The sequence below is a fragment of the Nocardia sp. NPDC056064 genome (assembly GCF_042266925.1).
In the GTDB taxonomy this organism is placed as follows: Bacteria; Actinomycetota; Actinomycetes; order Mycobacteriales; family Mycobacteriaceae; genus Nocardia.
The window spans coordinates 2,067,786-2,092,561 of sequence record NZ_JBHJWO010000001.1; the positions used below are offsets into that span (position 1 = coordinate 2,067,786).

At 68.4% G+C, this 24,776-nt stretch carries 24 protein-coding genes; 13 read left to right on the forward strand and 11 right to left on the reverse strand.

What is annotated here, in order from left to right; translation table 11 throughout:
- Positions 1-213: 213 nt before the first annotated feature.
- Positions 214-996, forward strand: a complete 783-nt coding sequence (locus tag ACFC06_RS09505) for an MHYT domain-containing protein (RefSeq protein WP_375929312.1) — start codon at positions 214-216, stop codon at positions 994-996.
- A 3-nt stretch (positions 997-999) separates the two neighbouring features.
- Here the strand turns inward: ACFC06_RS09505 and ACFC06_RS09510 are convergent, their stop codons facing one another.
- Positions 1,000-1,203 carry a cold-shock protein gene (locus ACFC06_RS09510; protein ID WP_375929313.1) on the reverse strand — a complete coding sequence of 68 codons (204 nt, stop codon included), beginning with the start codon at positions 1,201-1,203 and terminating at the stop codon, positions 1,000-1,002.
- A gap of 137 nt (positions 1,204-1,340) precedes the next feature.
- Between ACFC06_RS09510 and ACFC06_RS09515 the strand changes: the two genes are divergently transcribed.
- A complete protein-coding gene (locus ACFC06_RS09515; RefSeq protein WP_375929314.1) occupies positions 1,341-2,642 on the forward strand; it encodes a hypothetical protein in 1,302 nt (433 codons plus the stop codon).
- A gap of 72 nt (positions 2,643-2,714) precedes the next feature.
- Positions 2,715-3,359 (forward strand): hypothetical protein, encoded by a 645-nt coding sequence (locus ACFC06_RS09520; protein WP_375929315.1) that lies wholly within the window; start codon positions 2,715-2,717, stop codon positions 3,357-3,359.
- A gap of 139 nt (positions 3,360-3,498) precedes the next feature.
- On the opposite strand, the gene ACFC06_RS09525 is transcribed toward ACFC06_RS09520, so the two are convergent.
- The 3 genes from ACFC06_RS09525 to ACFC06_RS09535 form a co-directional block, all read right to left on the reverse strand.
- Positions 3,499-4,407: an ADP-ribosylglycohydrolase family protein gene (locus ACFC06_RS09525; protein WP_375929316.1), complete on the reverse strand. Its 909-nt coding sequence runs from the start codon at positions 4,405-4,407 to the stop codon at positions 3,499-3,501.
- 174 nt (positions 4,408-4,581) lie between these two features.
- Complete coding sequence (locus tag ACFC06_RS09530; protein WP_375929317.1) at positions 4,582-5,004, reverse strand: DUF86 domain-containing protein; 423 nt, start codon at positions 5,002-5,004, stop codon at positions 4,582-4,584.
- Complete coding sequence (locus ACFC06_RS09535; protein WP_375929318.1) at positions 5,001-5,531, reverse strand: nucleotidyltransferase domain-containing protein; 531 nt, start codon at positions 5,529-5,531, stop codon at positions 5,001-5,003. The genes ACFC06_RS09530 and ACFC06_RS09535 overlap by 4 nt, the downstream gene beginning before the upstream one ends.
- Positions 5,532-5,889: 358 nt before the next feature.
- Between ACFC06_RS09535 and ACFC06_RS09540 the strand changes: the two genes are divergently transcribed.
- The 3 genes from ACFC06_RS09540 to ACFC06_RS09550 all read left to right on the forward strand — a co-directional run bounded on the left by ACFC06_RS09540 (position 5,890) and on the right by ACFC06_RS09550 (position 7,871).
- The gene (locus tag ACFC06_RS09540) at positions 5,890-6,150 is read left to right on the forward strand and encodes a hypothetical protein (RefSeq protein ID WP_375929319.1); all 261 of its coding nucleotides are present in this window, start codon (positions 5,890-5,892) and stop codon (positions 6,148-6,150) included.
- Between the two features lie 148 nt (positions 6,151-6,298).
- Positions 6,299-7,243, forward strand: coding sequence for an HNH endonuclease (locus ACFC06_RS09545; RefSeq protein ID WP_375929320.1), 945 nt, complete (start codon positions 6,299-6,301; stop codon positions 7,241-7,243).
- Positions 7,244-7,580: 337 nt separating this feature from the next.
- Positions 7,581-7,871, forward strand: coding sequence for a hypothetical protein (locus ACFC06_RS09550; protein ID WP_375929321.1), 291 nt, complete (start codon positions 7,581-7,583; stop codon positions 7,869-7,871).
- A 588-nt stretch (positions 7,872-8,459) separates the two neighbouring features.
- On the opposite strand, the gene ACFC06_RS09555 is transcribed toward ACFC06_RS09550, so the two are convergent.
- Entirely contained in the window at positions 8,460-11,411 is a 2,952-nt protein-coding gene (locus ACFC06_RS09555; protein ID WP_375929322.1) for a Z1 domain-containing protein, read from the reverse strand.
- A complete protein-coding gene (locus ACFC06_RS09560) occupies positions 11,408-12,934 on the reverse strand; it encodes an ATP-binding protein (protein ID WP_375935354.1) in 1,527 nt (508 codons plus the stop codon). Before ACFC06_RS09560 ends, ACFC06_RS09555 begins: the two co-directional genes overlap by 4 nt.
- A 246-nt stretch (positions 12,935-13,180) precedes the next feature.
- On the opposite strand from ACFC06_RS09560, the gene ACFC06_RS09565 reads away from it, so the two are divergent.
- From ACFC06_RS09565 to ACFC06_RS09575, 3 genes are all read left to right on the forward strand, one after another.
- A complete protein-coding gene (locus tag ACFC06_RS09565) occupies positions 13,181-13,396 on the forward strand; it encodes a hypothetical protein (RefSeq protein WP_375929323.1) in 216 nt (71 codons plus the stop codon).
- The gene (locus tag ACFC06_RS09570; protein WP_375929324.1) at positions 13,393-14,664 is read left to right on the forward strand and encodes a hypothetical protein; all 1,272 of its coding nucleotides are present in this window, start codon (positions 13,393-13,395) and stop codon (positions 14,662-14,664) included. Before ACFC06_RS09565 ends, ACFC06_RS09570 begins: the two co-directional genes overlap by 4 nt.
- A gap of 110 nt (positions 14,665-14,774) precedes the next feature.
- Positions 14,775-15,221 carry a hypothetical protein gene (locus ACFC06_RS09575; protein ID WP_375929325.1) on the forward strand — a complete coding sequence of 149 codons (447 nt, stop codon included), beginning with the start codon at positions 14,775-14,777 and terminating at the stop codon, positions 15,219-15,221.
- On the opposite strand, the gene ACFC06_RS09580 is transcribed toward ACFC06_RS09575, so the two are convergent.
- Positions 15,216-16,187: a helix-turn-helix transcriptional regulator gene (locus ACFC06_RS09580; RefSeq protein ID WP_375929326.1), complete on the reverse strand. Its 972-nt coding sequence runs from the start codon at positions 16,185-16,187 to the stop codon at positions 15,216-15,218. The genes ACFC06_RS09575 and ACFC06_RS09580 overlap by 6 nt on opposite strands.
- A gap of 86 nt (positions 16,188-16,273) precedes the next feature.
- On the opposite strand from ACFC06_RS09580, the gene ACFC06_RS09585 reads away from it, so the two are divergent.
- Positions 16,274-16,798 carry a DinB family protein gene (locus ACFC06_RS09585; RefSeq protein ID WP_375929327.1) on the forward strand — a complete coding sequence of 175 codons (525 nt, stop codon included), beginning with the start codon at positions 16,274-16,276 and terminating at the stop codon, positions 16,796-16,798.
- On the opposite strand, the gene ACFC06_RS09590 is transcribed toward ACFC06_RS09585, so the two are convergent.
- The gene (locus ACFC06_RS09590; protein WP_375929328.1) at positions 16,758-19,250 is read right to left on the reverse strand and encodes a tetratricopeptide repeat protein; all 2,493 of its coding nucleotides are present in this window, start codon (positions 19,248-19,250) and stop codon (positions 16,758-16,760) included. The genes ACFC06_RS09585 and ACFC06_RS09590 overlap by 41 nt on opposite strands.
- A gap of 176 nt (positions 19,251-19,426) precedes the next feature.
- Between ACFC06_RS09590 and ACFC06_RS09595 the strand changes: the two genes are divergently transcribed.
- The 3 genes from ACFC06_RS09595 (at position 19,427) to ACFC06_RS09605 (ending at position 21,123) form a co-directional block, all read left to right on the forward strand.
- On the forward strand, positions 19,427-19,882 hold the full coding sequence (locus ACFC06_RS09595) for a carboxymuconolactone decarboxylase family protein (RefSeq protein WP_375929329.1): 456 nt from the start codon (positions 19,427-19,429) through the stop codon (positions 19,880-19,882).
- Positions 19,883-19,912: 30 nt separating this feature from the next.
- Entirely contained in the window at positions 19,913-20,341 is a 429-nt protein-coding gene (locus ACFC06_RS09600) for a nitroreductase family deazaflavin-dependent oxidoreductase (protein WP_375929330.1), read from the forward strand.
- A gap of 125 nt (positions 20,342-20,466) precedes the next feature.
- A complete protein-coding gene (locus tag ACFC06_RS09605) occupies positions 20,467-21,123 on the forward strand; it encodes a hypothetical protein (protein WP_375929331.1) in 657 nt (218 codons plus the stop codon).
- A 2-nt stretch (positions 21,124-21,125) separates the two neighbouring features.
- On the opposite strand, the gene ACFC06_RS09610 is transcribed toward ACFC06_RS09605, so the two are convergent.
- From ACFC06_RS09610 to ACFC06_RS09620, 3 genes are read right to left on the reverse strand one after another with little or no spacing between them, the layout of a single operon-like run.
- Positions 21,126-22,505, reverse strand: coding sequence for a VWA domain-containing protein (locus ACFC06_RS09610; RefSeq protein WP_375929332.1), 1,380 nt, complete (start codon positions 22,503-22,505; stop codon positions 21,126-21,128).
- The gene (locus ACFC06_RS09615) at positions 22,502-23,389 is read right to left on the reverse strand and encodes an AAA family ATPase (protein ID WP_375929333.1); all 888 of its coding nucleotides are present in this window, start codon (positions 23,387-23,389) and stop codon (positions 22,502-22,504) included. The genes ACFC06_RS09610 and ACFC06_RS09615 overlap by 4 nt, the downstream gene beginning before the upstream one ends.
- Positions 23,390-23,412: 23 nt before the next feature.
- Entirely contained in the window at positions 23,413-24,771 is a 1,359-nt protein-coding gene (locus ACFC06_RS09620) for a DUF2252 domain-containing protein (protein WP_375929334.1), read from the reverse strand.
- Positions 24,772-24,776: the final 5 nt, after the last annotated feature.

Below are 24,776 nucleotides of genomic sequence, written 5' to 3' on the forward strand. Positions count from 1 at the left end.
ACAGTTGCGGAACGGATGCCGCAATGGCGCCGGCCCTTCGGGCAAACCGACTGGCACGCTTCACCATCGAGTTCTCCATGGCGCCGGGTGATGTCGCCGTCAGCGACCCTAGACATTTTCGAGAAACCGAGTACGGCAAATTTTCTACCAGCGTATTTTCCGAGTTCGTGGGCGAGACCACACCTCGCTCGGAAAACTCTCGAGGAGCCTCTCGTGCTGGATATAGACCATTTCACTTACGGCTGGGCGACCCCGCTGCCCGCCTATCTCATGTCCGTCCTCGGATCGATGCTGGCGTTGCGTTGTATGGTTCGCTCGCGCGCCTCCGGTAACCACGGCGGATGGCTCACCGCGGCCGCCGTGGCACTCGGCGGCACCGGAATCTGGGTCATGCATTTCATCGCGATGCTCGGCTTTTCCGTCGACGGCGCGACCATCCGCTACAACGTGCCGATCACCTTGTTCAGCGCCGCCGTCGCCATCGCGGTGGTGTGGCTCGGGCTGTCCATCGTGGTGCGCCGCGGCTGGGACAGCGCCGCCCTTCCGGTCGGTGGCACGATCACCGGTCTAGGCGTGGCCGCCATGCACTACGCGGGCATGTACGCGATGCGCACCGACGCCGAGATCGTCTACGACCCGTTCGTGGTCGCCCTGTCCTTCGCCATCGCGGTGGTGGCCTCGATCGCGGCGCTGTGGTTCGCCCTGCACATCCACGGCGTCATGGCCACCGTCGGTGCCGCCCTGCTGATGGGCGTGGCCGTCACCGGCATGCACTACACCGGCATGTTCTCCATGAGCGCGCACACCAGCGCCCATGTCGCCCACGCCGGTGGCGCGTCGGCGGGCCAGCTGCTCACCCCGCTGATCATCGGCATCAGCATGGTCACCATGATCCTGCTGATGCAGGTCGGCATCACCGAGGCCGAGGACCCCAACCTGGCGCGACCGGTGCACGGCCAACGGGCCTCCCGCTTCTGGCCCAGCGGCCAGAACTGAACCTCACACGATCCGCACCTGGTGCGCTTCGGGACCGCGGCGGGTCTCCTGCACGCGGTATTCCACCCGCTGCCCGTCGCACAACGTGCGGAAACCCTCCCCCACCACCTCGGTGTACTCCACGAACACCTCCGGTCCGCCGGCATCGGGCCTGATGAACCCGAACCCTTTGCCACCGTCGAACCAGCTCACGACCCCGCTGGGCATCAACCGACCTTCCGAATCCCGTGCCTGCCATAGGAGATTCGTCCATCGTCGCACGTCGCTGCCGATTTTCCGCGACAGCCCTGGCTAAGCTGAGCCAGGTCCGCCCGGACCTGCCCGTCCGCGAGAACGGAGAGTGGGTGCAGCCCGTCGCCGCGCAACGCCTCCGGACCGCCGCCGAGGCGGCCACCGTCCTGGTCGCCACCTCGGTCGCCGTCCTCGCGATCATGCTGCCGATCAGCTTCGCCTCGCTCATCGCCTCGCGGCATCTCGACCTGCTGGTGTTCAACATCCCCCGCGCGATGACCGGCGGCGCGTTCGTCGCGGTGATCACCGCCGCGGTCACCTTCGCCGTCGGCAGCGTGCGCACCGCGCGCTGGACCGCGCTGGCCGCGCTGTGTGGCATCCTGCTCAACCACCTGGCGTTGCTGCCGATCAACGACGACGGCCACCTGGAGGGCCTGTCGCTACCCACCCTGAACTTCATCGACGCCCTGCTGGCCGGGATGGCCTTCGGCGCGATGGCGGTCGCGGTGTGGGGTACCCCGCTGATGCGCGCGATCTACCTGTTCGCCGCGGTCGGCGCGACCATCATCGGCGACCTCACCCAGACACCGGTCGACGAGGGCACCGACAGCTTCGACGGCCTGCTCGCCGGCGCGCTGCCGCTGTGGTTCATCGCCGCCAGCGTCCTGGCCCTGGCCTACTTCGCGATCACCGAGGCCCCGCCGCCCCGGTTCTCCCCCGATTCCGCCATTCCGCTGGCTCCCGTCTTCGCCGCCCTCATCGCCTATCCGACCATCCTGTATTCCTCCCTCGCCCTCGCCTCCCACGCCGACAGCCTCCGTCACCTGATCCTCGTCGGCGTCGCCGTCGTCGCCGCCGCGACCGCCGCCGCCTTCGTGCTGCCCGCCCGCGACGGACTGCTCGTCCCACTGCTCGCCGGCTTCGCCGTGGTGGGCAGCCTGGTGATCACACTGCCCCGCTCCGGCTGGGTCGACCTGGCCACCCTCGGCGCGGTCGGCATCGGCCTGCTGCTCGGCATGCGCACCCCGCGAGTCCTGCTCGCGGCGGTCTGCGTGATCGTGCTGGGCGTGTGCACGCTCGCCGTCGACGTCTTCGATCCACCGGCGGTGCTCGTCGCCGCCCTCGGCTGCCTGGCGCTCGGCGGGATCGGCGGTTTCTGCGTCGGCACGGCCGTGCCGGAGAGCCCCTCGTCGGTGGTGGTCGGCCTCGGCATCCTGTTCGTCCCCTCCGCCGGCGTCGCCCTGAGCGACACCGAGTTCGGCCACCTCGCCTACTCACCGTCCTGGTATCGCACCACCGTCGTCGACCGCGGCGCCACACCCGCGACGGCAGGCATCGTGATCGCGATCGCCTGCGCCCTGTCCATCGCCCTCATCCTCCGCCTGCGCCCACCCCAGGACCCGGCCGCCGACTGACCGGTCACGGCGACCGCATCACGGTCTGCCGGATCCTGCTTACCGCACGGACTTTCGCGGTATACCGGGAACATGAGTTTCCCGGTGACCTTCGGGTTCGCCCAGGTGTGTCTGCTCGTCCTGCTCGCCCTGGCCGTCGTCCTGCTCGCCCGCGCGGCCCTGCTCGCCACCCGCCGCCGCGGCCTCAAACCCGTTCTGGGCCACGCCTTCCCCGGCACGGTCCTGCTCCTGGCCGCCGTCCTCCTGCTCTGGATCGCCACCCTGCTGCAGACCTATCTCGGGCTGACCGGCGAGATCAAAGCCGCCCACGTCATCGCGAAACCCGTTGCCGGCCAACCCCATCAGCTCGACCTCGAACTCACCGAATTCGACGAGGACGGCACCCCCGGCACCCCCACCACCTACCGCATCGAAGGCGACCTGTGGGCCCTGCAAGCCAACATCGTCGAACTCGAACCCTGGGTCAACGCCCTGGGCTTCCACTCCGGCTACAAACTCAGCCGCCTCTACGGCCAGCGCCTCGACGGCAAGTCCCCCGCCCAGGACCACACCTTCCTGCACGGCGGCGACCGCGACTTCTTCGAAGACATGAACGACAACCGCTGGTTCACCTCCCCCTTCATCCGCTCCACCTACGGCAACGCCACCATCGCCACCCCCGGCGAATACGACGTCTACATCTCCCGCGACGCCATCAAGGTCCGCCAAACCCCCTGACCCCCAACGCCTGATCCAGCTTCGCCAGGAACCGCCCGAAATGCGGATCCGCCTCCGCCACCTCGTGGCAGCCCACATCCCACCACCGCATCCCCCCCGAACTCCCGCGGATCCAGCCGATATTCCCGACCGGCGCCGCCTACCGAACGGCCGCCCAGGCCGGCAACGGTTCCCGAGCAGCCAGCCATTCCTCCGGAATCCCGCGCACCGCTCCCCGATCACCCCACCCGGTGTACGCCGCGACGATTCCCCCGACGATCGCGCCGGTCGTATCCACGTCCCCACCGGCCTCGACACACGCGGTGATCGCGGCCGGATAGTCCTCGAGAAACGTCGCCGACGCCCACAGGGCGAACGGCACCGTGTCCTGAGCGCTCACCTGAGCCCCGTTCCCGAGCTCATAGGCAGCCTCCGCCACCGACCGCCCGAGCAGCTTCCGCGCCCGCCGAATCCCCGCCGCCGTCCGCCCGTCCACCAGATACGGCTCGACCGCATCCAGCAATTCCCCAGGTGCACAACCCTTCCCCCGCACCGACGCCGCGAACCCCGCCGCCACAGCCACCGCCATCGCCCCCACGATCGCCTCCGGATGCCGATGCGTCACCTCCGCCGACAACGCCGCCTCCCCCGCCGCCCGATCCAGATCCCCCGCGAAATGCGCCCCCAACGGCGCCACCCGCATAGCCGCCCCGTTCCCCCAGGACCCACGCCCACCGAACCCGGCCCCCGCCGCCTCCCGCCAAGGCCGCCCATCCCGAATCTCGTGCAACACCACGACAGTCCCCGCCCCATACCCCCGATAGGGCTCACACCGCTCGGCGAACACGCCCGCCAGTACCTCCCGGTCGATCCGCCCGCGCCCCCGAATCTCCCCGAACACCGAACACGCCATCTCGGTGTCATCGGTCCAAGGCCACGGCCCCACCGGCACCCGCCCCGCCACCAACCCCGCTACCGAACTCCCCGGCACAAAGAACTGCGCCCCCAACGCATCCCCCACCGACAACCCGTCAAGACTTGCTTCCACTGCATCGAATTCCCACGTCATATGGGTACGAATACTGCCAACCCCACCCTCACCCACGCAACTGCCTGATCCCCGGCAGTCTGCTCGCACCGTTCCACCACCCCAGCGATCCCAATCTCCGCGTCAAAAACGAACGCGGGTTGAGCGCCGACGCACCTCCGGAGCGACGATGACGCCAGACCTCACCCCAGCGGCCTACTGATCGTCTGCTTCAGCTTCTCCCGCCTCTGGACCATCCGCACCCCTGGCAGCAGCACCTGAATATTCGGCCAGTCTGGTACGAGCCGCGTCGAACTCGGCCGCCAGATGGCGGTGCAGTTCACGAGCGTGCACATCGACAACGGCCCAGACGATGTCGTCATCGACGAGCCAATAGCTGTGCGCGATCCGATTGCGCATGCCTCGGATAAGCCGCCACGGAACATCCGGGTGATCGGCCAACCATTCCTCGCCGAGTCGGTCCAGATCTGCGGCAAGCCGGATCACGCTGTACTGACATGCCCGCGCCACCGCGATGTCGGCGTCGAAGGCAGCACGCCCCCGACCCGCGAACTCCTCGATCTCGTTCAACGTGGCTTCGACGAATAGAATCCGCTGATCAGCCCGCTCGTCGGTCATGCGGCAAAAGCCAGTCGCTTCTGGCCGCGGTCGACGCCACGCCGCAGCAGATCGTTCGATTCCAGGTCTGATGTCGTGACGACATCGACAGGACATCCGAGAAGCTCACTCAGTTCGGAGTCGAGATCGAGAATATCGAGAATGGACGCTTCCGGTTTCAACTCGACCAGCAGGTCCAAGTCCGAGTCAGGCCGGTCCGCTCCGCGAGCGACCGATCCGAAAAGCCACACCTTCGTAACCGGATACCGAGCCAATGCGGCTTCGAACTCGTCCCGATACTCCTCGAGCAGCACGCTGGGCCTGACAGCATTGACCAGCTGAGTCCCCAACCGGAACCCGGCCGCCGCAAGCAACTGCTCAACCATCGCGAAAGAAGGCTGCCGCCTTCCCCCCTCCACGGTGGCCACGGTGGATTGTGCCACCCCCGCCCGCTTAGCCAGCTCACGCTGTGACAGGCGCCGCCGCCGCCGCGCCTCGCATACCAAATGCCCGGCCGTCGACTGCGTGGTACCGCCACCCGCATCCATGCAGCAATGATAGCGGATCCACTATCACCCGAACCAGCCTCGCATGGAAGGTCGCCGAGCAGATCGAGCTGTGGAGGGGCGAGTCGTTTGGGTGCGCCGAGGTCCCGGCGAGCACCAGATGGCGATGCGACGTCTGACCGAGCAGATCGAACGGTGCGCACGAGGCGACATGTCGAGCAGCGAACGATGCCGGCGAGTGAACCCCCGAGACCAACGTGTTCTTCGGCAACACCGGAAAGTCGGACTTCGTAACCCCCGACTTCCTGGTGCACCGGTGTCTACCACCGTTCGCCGACGTCCGTGCCTCCGATGCTGCCCTGGTCGGAGAGGTCCTGCCCCATCGAACACACAGACCGATATGGAGGCCAAGAGCGCAAGATACGCCGCCGGCGGTATCCCCTGGTACTGGGAAATCGCCCTGCACCGAACTACCGGCGCCATCGGAACAGTCCGGGTCTACGGACTCGATATCGGCCACGCTGAACGTCCGCAAGGCGTCCGCCCGCTCCGCCCCGCAAACTATGTCCTGCCCGGCGAATGGACCTCGGCCGACACCCCGGACATCTTCTTCCCCTACCCCTTCCCCATCGAGATCCCCTGGTCATCACTCACGTTCTGAGCCGACAAACAGGGGGCTCGGGGGACCGTGCGTGCCATCAGAGCGGAGCTGTGCCCTGCGCAGCACCGAAGATGTCGGATCCTCGTGGCACACTTCGCATGTGGATCTAGGGGAAGAACGTGCACTACGTTTGGACATATTTGACGCGTTGAAGGCTCTCGTGGAGGAACGCGGCGGATCGGTCACACGTGCCGACCTGCTGGACTTCCGAGTCAACAACGTCGGAATCCAGCTGATCGATCGCAACCGTGGCATACGCAACCCACAGATCTTCAGTTCGACCCTGTCGATCATGTCGAAGCCGGACAGCCCGTACGACGATGCCATCGTCGGCGACTCACTGTTCTCGTACGCCTACCGTGACGGACCAATCGATGCCGGTGACAACGTCAAACTGCGCAAATCCGCGGACACTCAACTGCCGCTCATCCTGCTGCGGTGGATCAAAGTCGGTGGTGACATCCGCTATCTCCCGATCTTTCCGGTGTACGTAGTAGCCGACGACCCCGCCAACCGGAGAATTCTGCTGGCGCTCGACGAATCCGTGCGCGACGTCAGCGATCCGCAGCACCTGACTGCGACCGAGCGGCGCTATGTCCAGCGAATGACCGAGCAGCGGCTGCACCAGCCTCAGTTCCGTAGTCGGGTGCTGCTGGCCTACAAGAACCGGTGCGCGGTATGCAGGCTCGGGCGCCCGCAGTTGTTGGAAGCGGCCCACATCATCGGCGACAAGGAAGAACACGGAATCGCGGATATCCCGAACGGTCTGAGTCTGTGCAGGATTCACCACACTGCCTACGACCGCAACCTGATGGGAATCTCGCCTGACTGCCGAGTGCACATCGGTCCCGCCTTGGCCGCTGCCCACAATGAGGGACCAATCCTCAAGTTCGGCCTCAAGGGCATGGCGGGTGTTCGGTTGACACTTCCCGACCGGAAATCCCTGCACCCTGCACCGGAGCGCTTGGCCAAACGATTCGACCAGTTCTTGGCAACCGGGTCGGCTCCCCGATCTCTGTCGACCTCCGGAGTGAGGATCGACGTTCAGAAGGTCAGTTCGATACCACTCGAATCGACATTTCCGCTGAACTGATCTCAGTCGCCACCGTCGACGATTGCACCAGCGGTGACCGTCCACGCTTCGAGCGACGGCACGCTCAATAGCGGAAAGCGCTGTACTGGAACATGATCAGTGGCCGGAAGATCCGACTACCGTTCCTGGGTTCAACAGGCTCAACGCCGTAGGCAGCAAGCCTACCGAGTTGATGGCTGCCACACCGCTAACACCACCAACGCTTCCGACAGAACCGACTCTCCCCGCCACCTCCCCCACCTCCACCGCCGCTGTTCACAGACGGAGTCCAATCCCGGTCGGGATCATCGTCAGTACCGATCCGACCGTCGGGACCCCACAGCTCGACCAACCGGGCGTGCTCACGGTCGAGGCGGTCCCGGCAGAGTCCGATTGCACCGACGCGATTGCTCCATGCCTGGTTGCCTGCATTGATGATCCCATCGAACGCGGCCAGATACGCGGCCGGAACCTCCGCCCGGACCGCCTCGACCTGCAGGGCGGAAGGTGGTGCCAGATCATCTCGATTGATTTCTGGACTCGTTACCGAATTCCCCTCGGCGACAACCTGTTCGTTGATGCTTACTCCGTACGGCTGAACACTGGCAACGGCTCCGGGGGCAGCGAGGTGCACGTATACATAGTCTGACTTGCCAGGCGGTGCTGAGCGCACCGGTTCCCGAACAATGGTGACTGATAGACCAAGCGGCAGAAGCTCATGCAGCCGAGCGTCCAGCGCTGGTGCGATCTCGACTCCGCACATGCCTCCGTGATTCAACCTGGCCCATCTTGTTCGCACTTTGTCCGCGCCAACCTGAACTGTCAGCTCCGACCCGGTCACAGCCACGATCGATCCGACGAACACGGCTTCGGCCGCTGGGCTCGACGGGGGTTTCGGATCGTCCACGATCCCGTCGACGATCTGGGAGCACGCACCCACAACACCGAGGATGACAAGAATTGCCATCGCCCCACCGCCACCACTACTACTTCTCCTGGCCACCTGCGCAGCTTCCTTCCGGACGACCACAACTTGCGAATCCGTATCGATCCCCGTTGCCGGGCGTTACCAGTCGGCGATTGCTCTGTCGAAGGAAGGCGCATGCTACAACGCTATTGACCGATCGCCGGCAGCGATGTCTCCTTGCGTGAGAACGGAGTACGTGGAACGACAGGGCATCGCCCTCTCAGCAAGTACGGAAACGGAACACACAACCGGCGGGAAACACGACCGCGCTCAGGCTTCCTGGTCCGCCTCGACGATCGCACTTTCGGTGGACGAATCCGTGGTCTCGAACCGCACCACGCGCGAATCCCGCCCGACCGCGGTCGAAGGCGCGACGAAGCCGAAAGTGACGACGAGTTTGCCGGGGTCGATGCTGCCGTCGGGGGCGATGTCGGCCAAGTGGACTGGTTCGACGACCGGGTGTAGGAGGAGGGCGCCGCGGCGGGCGGAGCGGAAGGATTCGGTGTGGGGGTCGCCGGAGTCGGGGAGGGCGTCGGCGATGCGGCGGGCGATCGTGCGGTGCCAGTTGTAGCTGATGGCGCCGAACAAGGGGTCGCGGCGGCGGCCACGGTCCCAGCGGGGCAGGGTGTGGTGGCCGAGTGGGAGGGCGGCCGCGTTGCGGTTGGGCTGTGGGCACAGGACGGCCCAGTCGAGGACGGCGCCGTCGGCGGTGATCGAGCGCAGGTATTCGAGGTCGGGGGCGAACTGGCGTTCGGCGCGCCAGCGCACCGATTCCAGGACCTCGAGGATCCGGTCGGCGCCGACGATGGCGTGGTGGGCGGTCATCGCGTGGCTCGCGGTGCCGTCGGGGAAGTGGTAGGCGAAATCGGCTGGTGCGGTGGAGAGTTCGTCGAGGATCGGCAGCCAGGCGGTGACATTGTGGCGCAGGTCGGCCGCGATCGTCGGGTAGGCGGTGGGTTCGCGCCAGCGGCCCGGTGAACGCACCTCGACCAGGCGCGCGTTGTACATCTTGTTCTTGCTGGTCGGCGGCAGCAGGGGCAGGTGCTGGGAGACCAGGGGCGGGACCTGGGCGGGTGTCACCTGGGGTTCACCGTCGACCATCGTGGCGTACTGGCGCAGTTCCTGGCGGAAGGCGTCCTCGTCCTGGCAGATGGCCTCGAACATCTGGTAGAGGTCGAAGGTCTTGCGGCCGGGGCCCGCTTCCTCGCGGCCGATGTAGAGTCGCACCAGATCGCGGTAGCCGCGGCGGAAGCCGAACCAGCGGCCCATCTGCATGAGCGCGGACATGTTGCCCGCGCGGCGGCGGAAATAGGAGACGGTCAGGCCCTCGACGGTGAAGCCACGGGACAGTTTCTGGCCGCCGATGAGGATCTTCCAGATCGGGCGTTTGTCGAAGTCGGCCTCGCCGGTCTCGAGCACCTTGTCGCCGTTGACGACGATGATCGGGGACTGATCGCCGCCGATGCGGATGACGGCGGGGCTGATGTAGGGCCGCAGCGTGTCGAAGTCGGGCGGGACGGCGTAACCGTCCGCGCGCGCGGCGCTGACCAGGGCCACGTCGGTGTCGAAGAGTTCACGCAGGCGTGCGTGGCCGGTCGGACCGGAATAGTCGGCGTTCCACCAGACCTCGGTGACGCGTCCCAGCAGTTCGCGGTGGTCGGCCACGAAGCTCGACTCGTGGATGAGCATCGTGTGGTGGGTGAAGTAGCCGTCGCCGAGGCCGTGCGCCTCGCGGTAGACCTTCATCGCCGCGGCCAGGACGAACATGTCGACGGCCCGGATGAGCGCTTCGGTGTCGTCCTCGTCGGCCACGACGACGTCGCGCACGTGCGCCTTCTCGTTCGAATTCGCGTAGGTGCGTTCGGATTCCGGGGCGGCGGAGTCGATGTCGTGGAAGTCGGTGGCGCCCATGTAGCCGGCGGGGCGTTCCAGGGAGAGCAGGAAATCCTTGGGGAAGATGTCGGTGGTGTCGGAGGGGTCGATGAAGACGTTGGCGTACGGGGTGGCGGTGTAGCCGAGGTATTGGGCGCGCGGGAGCATGGTGAGCAGGTCGGCGATGGACTGGTTGATCGCGGTGCGCTCGGTGTCGGGTTTGGGGCGGGTGGTGTTGACCGAGGCTTCGTCGGACTCGTCGTCGATGATCAGGACGGGGATCTCCGCCAGCGGCGTCTTGATCTTGTTGAGGTCCTTGACGAGCCTGGTCAGGACGGTTTTGTTCTTCTTGACGACCATGAGGCGGGCGGCGGCGCGGTGCAGGTTGACCGGGTCGTACAGCGGCAGGGCGGGTTCGCGTTTCTCGAATTCGAGGGCGTAGATGCCCTGCTGCAGGCTGCGGTAGTCGTTGTCGCGGGTGGTCAGGCGGTGGATGTCGAACCAGCCCTGCACCGACGGCAGGTCGCCGAAGGACTGGAAGCGGCGCCCGATCCACGCCGGATCGTCGTGGTAGTCGGATTCGTGTTCGGCGGCACCGCGCAGGATGTTCTCGCGGCCGACGAGTTCCATGTCGAGGCGTCGCTGAGTCTGCGCGCGGAGCAGGTTCAAGGTGCCGGACAAGACGATGACCAGGCGATATCCGGCGTCGACCGCTTTGGCGACGACGCCGGTGAAGTTCGCGGTCTTGCCCGACTGGACGTAGCCGACCACCAGGCCCTTGGACTGGTACGCCGTGGGCGCGGTCGGGTCCGCCAGGCGCTCGACCACGGCGTCGGTGGCGGCGTCGAGGTCGGCGACAGCCTCCGGAGACCACTGCTTTCCGGCGAGCAGCAGACGGTAGTTGTTCCAGTAGCCCTCGCGTCCGTGGCGGGAGAACCGGGTGGCCCGGGTGTGATACCACGGTTCGAAACGGGTGCCGATGACCACCGGTTTCGGCAGGGCGGGAATGGGCGCGTTGGCTTCCAGCAGTTTCGCGGTCGCCAGGTCGACACCCAGCCGCAGGCAGATGTGCGCGCGTCGCTCGGGGGTGCGTGGCTCGGCGTCGGACCAGGTCGGTGCCGGATCGAAGTCCCACTGGTAGAGCTGGGTGCGCCACATCTCCACCAGTGCCAGATTGTCGGAGACGAACAGCAGCGCGTCGCGGAAGTCCTCCTCGGTGGCGAACGGGGCGGCCTCCGGCATGTCTTCGACCTGATACCGCATGGAGGACACCAGGTTTCGTGGCCGGGTGCCCGCCAGCTCACCGAGCACCTCCCGATGCAGCCGGAGCCGCAGCTCACCCGGATTCACGCGTCGGCCTGATCGAGCTCGGCGCGGGCGGCCGACAGCAGCACCGACTGCCACAGCTGCAGATTGTCCTTCGTCCGCGGTCCGTTGAACTCCTTGCCGAACACTTCGTGCAGCAGGAAATACATCAGCGCTTTCAGCATCGGGGCGTCGTCGACCGTGCCGCGGCGACCGCCGTTGAGTGCGGTGCGGTAGCGCCGGTTCAAGGCGATGGTCCGGTTGTCGCGGTCGATGTCGAAGAACAGGTCGTCGGCGAGTTTGCGCCATTCGACGGCGATGGGTTCCTCGCCGGGCAGGGTGGGCAGTTCGTCGTCGATGGTCTCGCGCAGGGCATCGGCGAAACCGCGACCGGCGGGAATCACCGGCTTGCGGGTGGCACCGGCGCGGCGGCGGGCGTCGCGATAGATCTGCTGGGCATCGGCGAGGAATTCGGCGAAGGTGTGGCCGTCCGCGTCGACGGCTTTCTCCACCGCCTCGGCGAATTCCGGGGAGACCTCGATGCCCTCCTTCTTCACCGTGAGCCGGAAGATGTCGCCCATCTCGGCGGGCAGGTCCACCTCGACACGCGCCAAGGCGAGGTGCTGCTCGGGCTGGCGGACATTGTTCCAGCCACCGGCCTGGACGACGCGACCGTTGCGGTAGAAGTAGAAACCCTGACGGTCCAGGACGCTGCCGAACGATTTGTATTCGCTCAGTGAGGATTTGGCGGGCCAGATGTGGGCGGTCAGCTCGACACGGCCCAGTCCGGCCAGATCCGCGCCGAACGTGCGGGGATAGCCGGGATGGCCCGTGACGGGGTAGCCGAACGGATTCAAGGCCACGACACCGAAATTGGCGTAGATGTCGCCGGTGCGGATGTCCTCGACGGCGATGGTGATGTTGAAGTCGTCGCGGGTCAGGAAGCGATGCAGTTGCACGCCCAGGTGCAGGCCGAGCCGGGCGATCGTGCGGTCGAGGTAGCGTCCGGTCTGGGCGGCGCCGACATTGCGCGGGAAGTCCTTGATGCCGTCCCAGCGGATCACGGTGCCCTGCCAGGTGATCGGGCAGCCGTGGTAGCGGTCGATCAGCGACTGGGCGTAGCGGGGTTCGACGATGTCGCAGCGGAAGTCCGCGCGGGCGCTCTCCATCGCCCAGCGCCGGCCCGCGGGGCGCGACTTGCGGGTCCGGCTGACCACCGTCAGCGCGGAGGCCTGGCTCAGGGAGGCCGATTTGAGGCCGGTCCCGAACATGCCGAGGGATTCGGGGGCGTAGTCGCGGCGGCCGCCGACGGTCATCGCGACATCGAGATCGTCCTCGGCCATGCCGCAGCCGTCGTCGATGATGAGCAGGCTCAGCAGGTCGTCGCCGTCGCGCAGGAAATGGATGACGACATCGTGGGCGCCGGCGTCGATCGAGTTGTCGACCAGGTCGGCGACCGCTGCCTCGAATCCGTAGCCCTGGCTGGTCAGCGCCTCCATGTACCGGGCATCCGGCGGGAGGTACTTGTGTCCTGCCGTCGGCACATCGAACTGCCAGTCAGCCGTCATCTCCACCCCGCATCACCTGTGCCGATTGTCGAGGGCAACCCTCTCCCGCGTTGATCGCGGCGCGCGTCGCGACGTTACATCTCATATCGAAGCCTCGGCGGCCATTCGAAATTCGTCGGTGGGACGTTGGTTCACATGTATCTGTGCCGATGTTTTGGTTGTCGTGCACAGATATTCGTGAAGACCTGGTCATGGGTGGGTGGAGGGGGCATTCTCGGGGGTGAGTTCGCGTTGCCCAGGAGTCGCATGAGTGTTCGGAGTGTGCGGGACGGTGGCGTGCCCGAGGCGGTGCCCGCGGTGGAGCGGTTGCCCGCGGAACAGGCTCGGGATCTGTTCGAGTTGATGGGGGCCGCGGTCGCGTTGGAGGCGGCGGCGTTGGACAAGTCGATCGACTCGATGGTGGGGGCGCTGCCGCGACCGTTGCGGGCGGTGACCAAGAAGATCATGTTCGGGGGGCGATGACGGATTTGACGACACGGGCGCAGCTGATACTGCTGGCCCGGACCTTGCACGTGCATCCGCAGCGGGTACAGCATCTGCGACACCTGGGGGCGCAGCGGTTGCACGAGTTGCAGGAGCAGATCTCGGGGGTGCTGTTCGATCAGCACACGGACACGTTCCGGCGGATCTCGGCGCTGGTGCCTTATATTCCGCTGTCGATCTCGATTCCGCTGGTGCAGAAGCTGGTTCCGCCGATGATGACGGGGCGCGCGGCGGGCGCCGTCGGGGTGGATCATCCGGTGAAGGCGGCCGAGACCTTGACGATGCTCGATCCGGGCTACGCGGCCGATTGCGCGCCGTATCTGGATCCGCGGGCGATCGCGCAGCTGGCCGATATCGCGCCGACGAAACCGGTCGTGGCGATCGTCAACGAGTTGCTGCGGCGGCGTGACTATGTCACGGCCGGGCCGTTTCTGGCCTGTGCGACGAAGGAATTGATCGCCGGGGTCGAGGCGGGGGTACGTGACGACGCGGGGCTGATCTTCTCGGCGGCGTATTCCTACGATGTCGAGATTCTCAGCGCGGTGGTGCGGCAGTTGCTGGACGGGCCGCGGCGGCGGGTACCGCGGATGGCGCACACGGTGCTGTCGGGGGCGCCGGGGTTGCAGCACGCCGCGCTGTCGGTGTTCTCGCGGTGTGAGCCCGATGTGGTGCAGCGGGTGGGCGACATCCTGTTCGGGAGCGCGCGGCCGCAGGCGGTCGGTGAGCTGGTGCGCAACGCGCTGATGGTGGGCGCGGTGCCCGAACTGCTCACCATCGCCGGGCAACTCACGCCGCTGGGGCTGTGGTCGCTGGTCGGGAACCCGGTGTTCGCCGATCCGGATATCGGGGCCGGGCTGATCGCGCCGCTGGACAAGCGCGAGGACGCCGGGAGCTGGCGCGGGCTGTTCACGCTGATGTCGCGGATGGACGACACGGTGCGGCGCCGCGCGGGATACACACTGGCCACCCTCCCCGACGCGGCGGTAGCGGCCCTGCCCGCCCGCGCCACCGAAACCGGCTGCTGGCCCGCGCTTCTCGACCTGGTGGCGGTGTCCGGGACCGAGGCGAGGGCGAGATTCGGGGCGGTGTGGTCGGGGCTCGGGCCCGAGCGGCGCGCGCATCTGCACCGGTGCATCCACGAACACAACTACGACACGCGACTGGCGGAGATCACGGCGCTGGTGGCGCCGGTGGCGGTGGATCAACTGTTCTTCGAGCGGCGGCGGATGCAGCGCTACCGGCACTGAGCGCCGGGCGGGTTGCTCCGCGGGCGACAGGGTCCGGCATCATGGACCGCGTCAGTTGGTTCGATGACGGATCGGTCGGGGGCGGGATGTATCAGCGCGTGGAGCAGCCGATGACGGGTGGGGGTACAGCTGTCGCGGCGATGATCCTGGGAGCGCTCGGTGCCGCGACCGCGCTGGTGCGGGTCTATTCCGCGTTGAACCAGTTGAGCGACTTGGAGTCGCGGTCTCGGATACCGGTGTTCGGTGACATGGTGACGCCGCCGTCGACCGGCGCGTACGCCATCACGATCGCTTGGCTGATCGCCGAGATCACGACCGCGGCGCTGCTGGGGACCGGGGTGGCGCAGTTGCTGCGACGCCGTCGCCGTGGGCAGACCGTCATGGTGATCGGTTGTGGCTGGGCGGTTTTGGCGTTCGCGATCGGGATGTACGTGATGGTCGAGCTCACCCCGGTCCGGACCGTGCCGATCGTGGCGACCACGGTGTTGCTCGTCTTCCCGCTGACCACCCTGGTCCTCGCGGCGCTGCCGTCGACCGGTCGCTGGTGCAGGTCATAGCGGTTCTGCGGTATCGGCCGAGCGGACGAAGCGGGAGCCCCAGTCGTCGAGGCGGGCGATGAGTTCGGGGGGTTCGATGACGTGGAAGTCGGCTTCGGCCTTGCCCAGGAGCAGGATCGGCCAGTCGAGGTTGTCGACCGACATGTGGACGCGGGTGCGGGTGGGGGTGAGGGGGGTGGTGGTGCACCAGCGGCCTACGCGGGATTCGACGTGGGTGACGGGGGCTTCGATGTCGGCGGTGACGGTGTAATCGGGTCTGCGGGCGCCTATTCCGGTGCGGACGAAGGTGGCGGCGTCGGGGGCGGGCAGGTCGCGGGGGCGGAAGCGGGCGCCGGTGGGGTGGGAGCCGGTGAGGCGGTCGACGCGGAAGGTGCGCCAGGCGTGGCGGGTCAGGTCGTAGGCGACCAGGTACCAGCGGCGGCCCAGGGAGACCAGGCGGTGGGGTTCGACCTCGCGGGCGCTGGTCTCGCCGTCGGCGGCGGTGTAGGTGAAGGTGAGGCGTTCCTCGGCGCGGCAGGCCATGGCCAGCGCGGTGATGACGGTGGGGTCGACGTCCGACAGCGGCAGGGTCCAGCCGGTGGAGACGGTCATGGCGCGCAGGGCGTCCACGCGGCGGCGCAGCCGGGTGGGCAGGACGGTGACGAGTTTGGCCAGCGCGCGCACCGAGGGTTCGGCCAGGCCGTCGACGGCGCCCTGGGAGCCCGCCTGCAGGCAGACGGTGATGGCGACGGCCTCGTCGTCGTCGAGGACCAGCGGCGGCAGCGCGGCGCCCGCGGCGAGCTGGTAGCCGCCGTCGGCCCCGGTGCGCGCGTCGACGGGGTAGCCGAGTTCGCGCAGGCGGTCGATGTCGCGGCGCAGGGTGCGCGCGGAGATGCCGAGGCGGTCGGCGAGTTCGGCGCCGGGCCAGTAGCGGTGGGTCTGCAACAGCGACAGCAGTCGGAGGGTGCGTGCGCTCGTGTCGGCCATGTTTCCAGTATCGCGCCATTGCGGACAGAAACTGACCGCAATGGGTTCTACCTTGGATTTCACACCGACAACGGAAGGAATCAGCAATGAACGCCACCCTGATCGACACCGAGCGCGCCGACATCCTGGAGACCCTCGGCAAGCACCGGTACTTCCTGCGTTTCACCGTCCGCGACCTCACCGACGAGCAGGCCGGCCTGCACACCACCGTCAGCGAGCTGTGCCTGGGCGGGCTGATCAAGCACGTCACGGCGGTGGAGCAGAACTGGGCGACGTTCATCGTCGAGGGTGCCGCCGCCGCACCGGATTTCGAGTCGATGACCGAGGAGCAGATCGCGGAGTGGGGCAAGGAGTTCCAGATGCAGCCGGGCGACACTCTCGCCGGCATCCTCGACGCCTACGAGGCGGTGGCGGCGAAGACCGATCAGCTGGTGCGCGAGCTGCCCGACCTGAATCTCTCGCACGAGCTGCCCACGGCACCGTGGTTCGAGCCGGGCGCGCGCTGGTCCGCGCGGCGCACGCTGATGCACATCATGACCGAGACCGCCCAGCACTCCGGCCACGCCGACATCATCCGGGAGGCCCTGGACGGGGCGAAGTCGATGGGCTGACCGGACCGAGCAGGGCCGCGGCGGCCGCGCGATGCTCGGCGGCCGCGGCCGGGTCGGTGGGCTCGAGCACGTCCGCGATGCCCTGGTGGGCCGCCGCTTCGGTGAAGCGGTGGCCCACTCGCGGTGCGAGGGTGAGGGTTTCGCGATACAGGCGCAGGGCGTCGTCGGGCAGGCCGGCGAGCAGGCAGGTGGCCGCGTAACCGTTGAGGAAGTGGATCTTCCAGTGCTCCTCGAACATCTCGTCGAGCAGGGCGAAGGCGGCGCGGTGCGCGGCGAGGGCCTCGTCGAAGCGGCCCATCCGGCGCAGGGCCACGCCCTGGCAATTCAGGCACCAGGCTTCGTTGTGCCGGTGGCCGTCGGCGCGGGCGGCGGCCAGTGCCTGGTCGAGGTGGGTGAGCGCGGCTTCGGGGTCGGTGTCGGCGATGGCGACACCGAGGGTGATCCGGGCCTGGAGCGCGGGCGCCTCGTCACCGGCGAGGTCGAGGGCTTCGCGGGCCAGGCGCGCGGCTTCGGCGGGCTCGCCCAGTTGCAGGACCGCCCAGGCCTCCCCCGCGACGGCGTCGGCGGCGCTGACCGGACAGCCGCTACCGGCATACAGCTCCCGCGCCTGCCGGAACAGGGTCAGTGGTTCCTCGACATCGCCTTCGTCCCAGCGCAATTGGGCGCAGCGCATGATCAGGTCGGCACGCGGCAGCGGGTCGCCCGCGGCGGCGACCAGCGGGGCCGCGGCGGCGTAGGCGGCGGCCGCCTCGGTCATCCGGCCCGCGTTGTAGCGGGCGAAGCCGAGGTCGCTGTGCGCTTCGGCGAGGCGGCGGGGGTCGCCGAGCTGCTGAGCCGCGGCGAGTGAGCGTTCGAACAGTTCGTTGAGATGCGTTGTGCCGCAGCGGCGGGCGAAGAAGGTGCGCAGGAAGCGCGGGAGTTCGCAGACGTGGGTGTCGGCGCCCGCCTCGACGGCGGAGTAGAACACGGCCATGAGGTTCGTGTACTCGGCGACGAACCAGAAGAACGCGGCGTCGCGGCCAGGGAAGCCCGGCAGTTCGGCCGGTGGGCTGCCCGCCGAGACCGGCGGGGTGGGGGTCGGGAAGGGCATGGCGGCGTCGGCGGCCGCGGCGGTGTGCACGTAGTAGTCCAGGACGCGGTGCAGGGCACGCTCGCGGTCGGCGGCGGAATCGGTGTCGAAGGTGGCGCGGCGGGCGTGCTGACGGACCAGGTCGTGCAGGCGGTAACGGCCGTCGGCGGGCTGCTCGACCAGGTGCGCGTCGAGCAGGTCCTCGAGCATGGCGCGGGCGGTGCGCAGCGGGACCTCGGCCACGGCCGCGGCGACGTAGTCGGTGAAGGTGGAGCCGGGGATCAGGCCGAGCAGCCGGAACAGGCGCCGCTGATCGCGGGGCAGCTGCCGCACCGACATGCCGAAGGCGGTGTCGAATTCGCTGGGCCCCTCGGCCATTCGCTCGACCAGGATGCCGACCGACCAGCCCGGCCGGTGCCGCAGGCGGGCCGCGGCCAGGCGCAGTGCCAGCGGCAGGTTGCCGCACAACCGCAGTACCTCGGCGGTGTGTTCGGGCTCCTTGGCGAGCCTGCCGTCGGGGCCGCGCGCGTCACCGCTGGCGCGGGCCAGCAGCTCCGCGCTCTCGTGCTCGGTGAGCACATCGAGACTCACCGGGGGCACCTCGTCGAGGTCGAGCAGCCGGTTGCGGCTGGTGACGAGGGCGACCGACTCCCCCGCGCCCGGCAGCAACGGCGCGACCTGCGCGGCGTCGGCGACATTGTCGAGCACGATCACCGCGCGCAGCCGCGCCAGTTCCGACCGCCAGCAGGCGGCGCGCAGCTCGACGCCACCGTCCTGCGGCACCTTCTGCGAGGGCACCTGGAGCGCGGCCAGCAGGGCACGCAGGGCGGCGTCGGGGTCGAGGGGCTGGCGGCCGTCGGTGAAACCGTGCAGGTCGAGATAGAGCTGGGCGTCGGGATAGTCGGCGGTGAGGCGGTGGGCGGCGTGCACGGCCAGGGAGGTCTTGCCGACTCCGGCCATACCGTCGATGGCGACCACGCGGTCGGTGCGCACGGCGGCGAGGACGTCGGCCAGTGCCTGGTCGCGGCCGGTGAAGTCGGGGATGTCGCGGGGCAGGTCGTTGCGCGGCGGGGGCGGCGCGTCGGCCGGTGGGCTGGGCGGGGCGACCTGGCGGCTGGTCTTGGGCGGGGCGGGCAGCGGGTTGGTGGCGCGCTCCCAGAGCGGGCGCAGCGGGCGCGGATCGCGTTTGACCAGGCGGCACAGTTCCAGCACGGCGGGCCACGGCGGCACGGTCTGCCCGCTGAGGTAGCGCGACAGCGACGACGAGCTCAGGCCGGTGTCGCGGGCCAGCGCGCGGACACCGCGGCCGGACAGTTCCTGGAGCAGGCGCAATCGCGCGGCCAGTTCGTCCTGGGGATAGGCCCGCGTCGCTTGCTGCTGCACCGTTGTCCAATCCGTCGTCCCGTGCGGAAACACCGGATTCCCGGTGGACAACCCCGAGGTCAGGGCCGCTTTCCGCTGCCCCACAGTGTCCCACAGCCATCGCTTCGCGGCCGCGCTCGGGCTGTTATCGAGTCACACCCCGCACAGCGGGAAACACACCGAACGAGGAGAACGACATGCAGTCCCGGATGAAGAACCCCGCCATGGTCCTCACCGACGCGATGGGCCCGATCCAGCAGGTGCTGGCGGCCGTGCAGACCGGCGGCGTCGACGGCGAGATCCTCGAACTGGTCCACCTGCGGATCAGCCAGATCAACGGGTGCAGCGCCTGCGTGGACGGCGGCGCCAAGACCGCCCGCAAGGCCGGTGTCAGCGACGAGCGCCTGGCCACGGTGGCCGCCTGGCGCGAGGCACCGTACTTCAGCGAGGAGGAACGCGCCGCCCTGACGCTGGCCGAGGCCGCGACACGCCTGGCCGACCGTCCCGACGCCGTCACCGACGAGATCTGGGACAGTGCTGCCAGCTACTTCGACGAGCGTCAGCTGGCCTCGATCGTGCTGATGATCGGCGTGACCAACATGTTCAACCGGCTCAACGCCACCACCCGCCAGATCGCCGGCGCCTGGGGCTGAGCCCCCACCCGACTCGAAAGGACACTCGCGATGGCTACCTCGGGCTTCTCCCGCTGGATGCAGCACAAGATGAACGCCAGGATGAACCGCAAGATCCGCAAGGGCAAGGGCGAGTTCATGGGCATGGACGTGCTGATCCTGCACACCGTCGGCCGCCGCAGCGGCGAGCCACGCCAGACCCCGATCTCCTGGTTCTCCGACGGCGGCGAGGGCTGGCTGCTGGTCGCCTCGGGCGGTCAGGGCGGCGACCCGGACTGGCAGCGCAACCTGATGGCGAACCCGGACGAGGCCACCATCGAACTGCCCGCGAGCACCCCGCGGCCGGTGCGGCCGCAGGTATTGCACGGCCAGGAGCGCACCGCGGCCTGGGAGTCGATCACCACCGCTCAGCCCCGCTACGCGAAGTATCAGGCCAAGAGCGAGCACGAGTACGCGGTGGTGCGCCTCACCGCGCGGTGACCGGCGCTCGTGTCGGTTGCGCAACGAAACCCGAGGTGCCCTGCCAGGAGTTCTAGACTCCTTGGCAGGCACGGGGGACCGGGCAACCGACGAGGATCGTCGGCGCCGCGACAGCGGAGGTGATCGTGGGATATCCGGGATACCCGGGGTATCCGCCGAACGGACCGTATGCGCCCCGCCCTTCCCGCTGGCCCTGGGTTCTCGGCGCGCTGGTGGTCGTCGCCGCGCTGGCGGTGGGCGTCATCGCCGCGGGGATCATCATCGTGCAGCACGAGCGCAACTCCCGATCGGCCGCCCCGCAAACCATCGGCAACACCATCGCCGCGACCGGTCCGTACGCGCCGCCGGTGCCGGCGTCACCGCAGGCGGTGCCGGTCGACCCGCAGTCCGCCGCGCTGGATTCCCTGCTCGCGCAGGCCGCGGCCGACCGGCCGGTGGTGAGCGCGAATCTGGCCGAGCGGTGGGTGCCGCAGCTGTCGGCCAAGCAGCCGGGTCTGGTGGCCGCCGATGTCGACGGGCGGATGGTGAGCTGGACCAACAGTGAGATCCTCGCGCAGAATCAGCGTTTCCGGCAGCAGTACCCTGGGGCTCGCCTGGTCTGGAGCGACGACTGGAGCACCTTCGACCTGCAGGGCTGGTGGATCACCCTGGCCGACGCGTCCTTCGCCGACCCCGATTCGGCCAATGCCTGGTGCGACGCCCACGCGATACCCGTCGACGACTGCTTCGCCAAGCTGGTGAGCAACTCCCGCGGCTCGGCGGGCACCACCAAGTACCGCTGAGTTCAGGCGGGCAGCAGCCTGCCGACGACTTCGGCCAACTGGCGCACATTTCGGCATTCGTGCATGGTGACGATCTCGGTGTAGGCGTCGGCGGCGGAATCACCCGTCGACCACGAGCGGGCCGGTTCCGGGTTCAGCCAGTAGACCGCCTTGGCCCGTTCGGTGATCGCTTGCAGCGCAGCGAGATTGGGGTCGGTGCGATTGGTGCGGGCGTCGCCGAGGATCAGTACGCAGGTGCGCGGGCCGACGGCGTCGAGGTAGTGGTCGGTGAAACCTTGCAGCGCCTCGCCGTAGTTGCTGGACCCGAAGCGCACCACGCCCGCCTCACGAACGATGCTCTGCGCGAAACCGGGCGGCGGCGGCTCGCCCGGGGTGAAGTAGTGGGTGATCTCGGCGCAGACGTCGACGAATCCAAAGCTGCGGACACGGCTGAACTGGTCTTGGAGCGCCTGCACCAATTGCAGGGTGAATTCGGAGAATCCGGTGACCGAGCCCGAGACATCGGCCAGCACGACGAGATCCGGGCGGCCCCGCTTGCGGGCACGCAACACCGGGTCGACCGGTACGCCGCCGGTGGCCATCGACCGGCGCAGGGTGCGGCGCAGATCGATGGACCCGCGCACGGCCTTCTTGCGGCGCACCGCGAGCCGGGTGGCGAGTTTGCGGGCCAGCGGGTGAACCAACTTGCGCATCTCGGCGAGGTCCTGTTCGCGGGCGCCGAGGAAATCGGTGCTGTCACCGCCGGGTTCGACGCCGCGCCGGGCGATGTAGTCGGTGCCGCGCAACTGCGCCGAGCGCAGGCGGGCTTCGGCCTGGACCTGTGCGCGGAACTGCTCCACGCGGCGGCGTGCCTCGATGGTGTGCACGGCCGCGTCGAATTGCCCTGTGCCGCCCAGGGTTTGCGCGACCTGTTCGGAGATCTCGCCCGGGCGCAGCGATTTCATCGTCATGTACGACGACCAGCCCGCGCCGGAGGCGGTGGTGACCCGCCCCGCCGACTCCCCCGCGCCGCCGTAGGCGCCGAAGGTATTGAGCGCTTCGCGGGCCAGTTCGGCGGTGTCGGAGCCCTGGATCAGGGTGGCGATGAGGCGGTCGCGCAGGTCGGCCGTCGCCTCGCCGGGTGTGCTGACCGGGCGGTTGCCGTCGAGGAAATACAGGTCGAAGAGCTGGTCGAAGACGGTGCGCTGGCCGTCGCGGCGCAGCAGGCAGGCAGCCAGGCCCGAGCGCAGCACGCGCGGGTCGGCGGTGCCGAGGGCGACGATCGCGGCGGCGGCGTCGACGGTTTCGCTGGGGCCCGCGTGGATGCCGTGCTCGCGCAGCAGACCGACGAAACCGACCAGGCGGTCGGTGGTGGGGGTGGTGTCGCGCAGGGTGGCGCTCATGGAGCCACGCCCGGGTGCGCGATGTCGTCCAAGCCGAGCTTCTCGATCGCCATCCGGTGGTCGGACTGGTACTTCAACAGCACGCCGAGGGTGGAACGGACGACGCTGCCGGTCAGCGTGCGGGTGCCCAGGGCGACCAGCGTTTTCGCCCAGTCCACCGTTTCGGCGATCGAGGGCGCCTTGCGCAGCGAGAGCTGACGCAGCGCGCTGACCGTGGTCACCACCGGTTCGGCGAGGTCCGCGTCGAGCTCGGGGACCTTCAGCCGGACGATCGCCTTCTCGAGCTCGGCGGTCGGGTAGTCGATGTGCAGGAACAGGCAGCGGCGTTTCAGCGCTTCGGACAGGTCGCGGTGCGCGTTGGAGGTGAGGATCACGAACGGTTTGCGGACCGCGGTCACGGTGCCCAGTTCCGGGATGCTCACCTGGAAGTCGCCGAGGACTTCCAGGAGCAGGCCCTCCAGTTCCACGTCGGCCTTGTCGAGTTCGTCGATGAGCAGGACCGTGGGATCGGGGTTGCGGATGGCGGCCAGCAGGGGGCGGGCGAGCAGGAACTCCTCGGTGAAGACGTGGTCGCGGGTGCTGTCCCAGCCCTCACCGTCGGTCGCGGTGATGCGCAGCAGCTGCTTGGCGTGGTTCCACTCATAGAGGGCGCGGGCCTCGTCGATGCCCTCGTAGCACTGCAGGCGGACCAGCTCGGCACTCACCGCGGTCGCGATGGCCTTGGCCAGCTCGGTCTTGCCCACACCGGCGGGCCCCTCGATCAGCAGGGGCTTGCCGAGCCGGTCGGCGAGGAAGACCGCGGTCGCGATGTCGAGGGACGGCAGATAGCCGGCCGCGGTCAGCCGGTCGGTCACCTGGTCCACCGAGGCAAAGAACTTACTCATCGGTAACCAGTGTAGTGGCAGGGCTAGTAGGCGTGCGGGGCGGCGGTGATCCGGCCGGCGTCGATGGCGGCCAGCAGGGCGTCGCGGTCGGCGACGGTCTGGTCGGCGTAGGCGAGGGCGAACTCGCTCATCGCCTTGTCGAATTTGTCGTTGTCGCCGAGGTAGGCGTGAATGGCCAGGCGGTCACCCGAGCGGGCGTGCGCGCGGGCCAGCACGGCACCGCACAGGCTCGCGTAGTTCGCGAGTTCGTGCGGGGCGAGGATGCCGATATCGGCCGAACCCTTCATGTCCTTGAGCTGGCGCCAGTAGAAATAGCGTCCCGCCGGGCCGGTCGCCCAGCCCAGGAAGATGTCGCTGGCGGCCTGCATGAGCCGCTGCCCCGCGACCACCCGGTGGCCCTGGTGCTGGAAACGACTCGCGGACAGATGGGCCGCCAGCACCGAGGTCTCGGCCTCCTTGACCTGCAGGAACAGCGGGGTCCCTGACTCCTTGTCCATGAACAGCACGATGAAACAGCGGGTGCCCACGCTGCCGACGCCGACCACCTTCATCGCCATGTCGACCATGACGTGGCGGTCCAGCAGAATCCGGCGCTCGTCGGGCAGGCTGCGGCGGTAGTCGCCGAGGACCGCCTTGATGTCCTTCTCGTCGAGGAGCTCGATCGGCACCAGCAGCGGCGGCTGGTTCTTGATGCGCGGGACGCCGTGCGCGTCGGGCTCGGTGAGCTTGTCCAGGGCCTGCAGGCTGGTGCGTTTGCGGGCGGAGTTCACCGTCTTCTCGGCGACCTTGCGGCGCTTCTGCTTCGGGATGGCCGCGGTGACGGTGTCGGCGTCGACGCGTTCGTACCAGATGCTCAGCGAATCCAGGCCCGCCATGGTCGCCATCGCCTCGCGGTAGCCCCGGCCTGCGCCTTCGGCGGCCTCGGCGGCCTGCTCGTCGGTGCAGCCGTTGTCGCGGGCGGCGACGGCGACGCTGGCGGCCAGGCGTTTGACATCCCATTCGAAGGGGCCGGGCAGGGTTTCGTCGAAGTCGTTGAGGTCGAAGACGAGATTGCGTTCCGGGGAGGCGTAGAGGCCGAAGTTGGACAGGTGCGCGTCACCGCAGAGCTGCACCGTCAGCCCGGTGTTCGGGCTCTGCGCCAGGTCGGCGGCCAGGATCGCCGGTGCGCCGCGCAGGAAGGTGAACGGCGAGATCGCCATGCGCGCGTACCGGATCGGCACCAGCACGGGCACCCGCGTCCGCGCCTGCCGCTCGAGAATCGCCACCGGGTCCTCCCGCCCCGGCCCCGGCCCCCACACCCCCAACGCCGACCGCGACACCACCTTCCGCGCCGCCCGCCCCACCTCGACAGCATCCCGATCGAAATCCGCCACGGTCGTCATCGAGC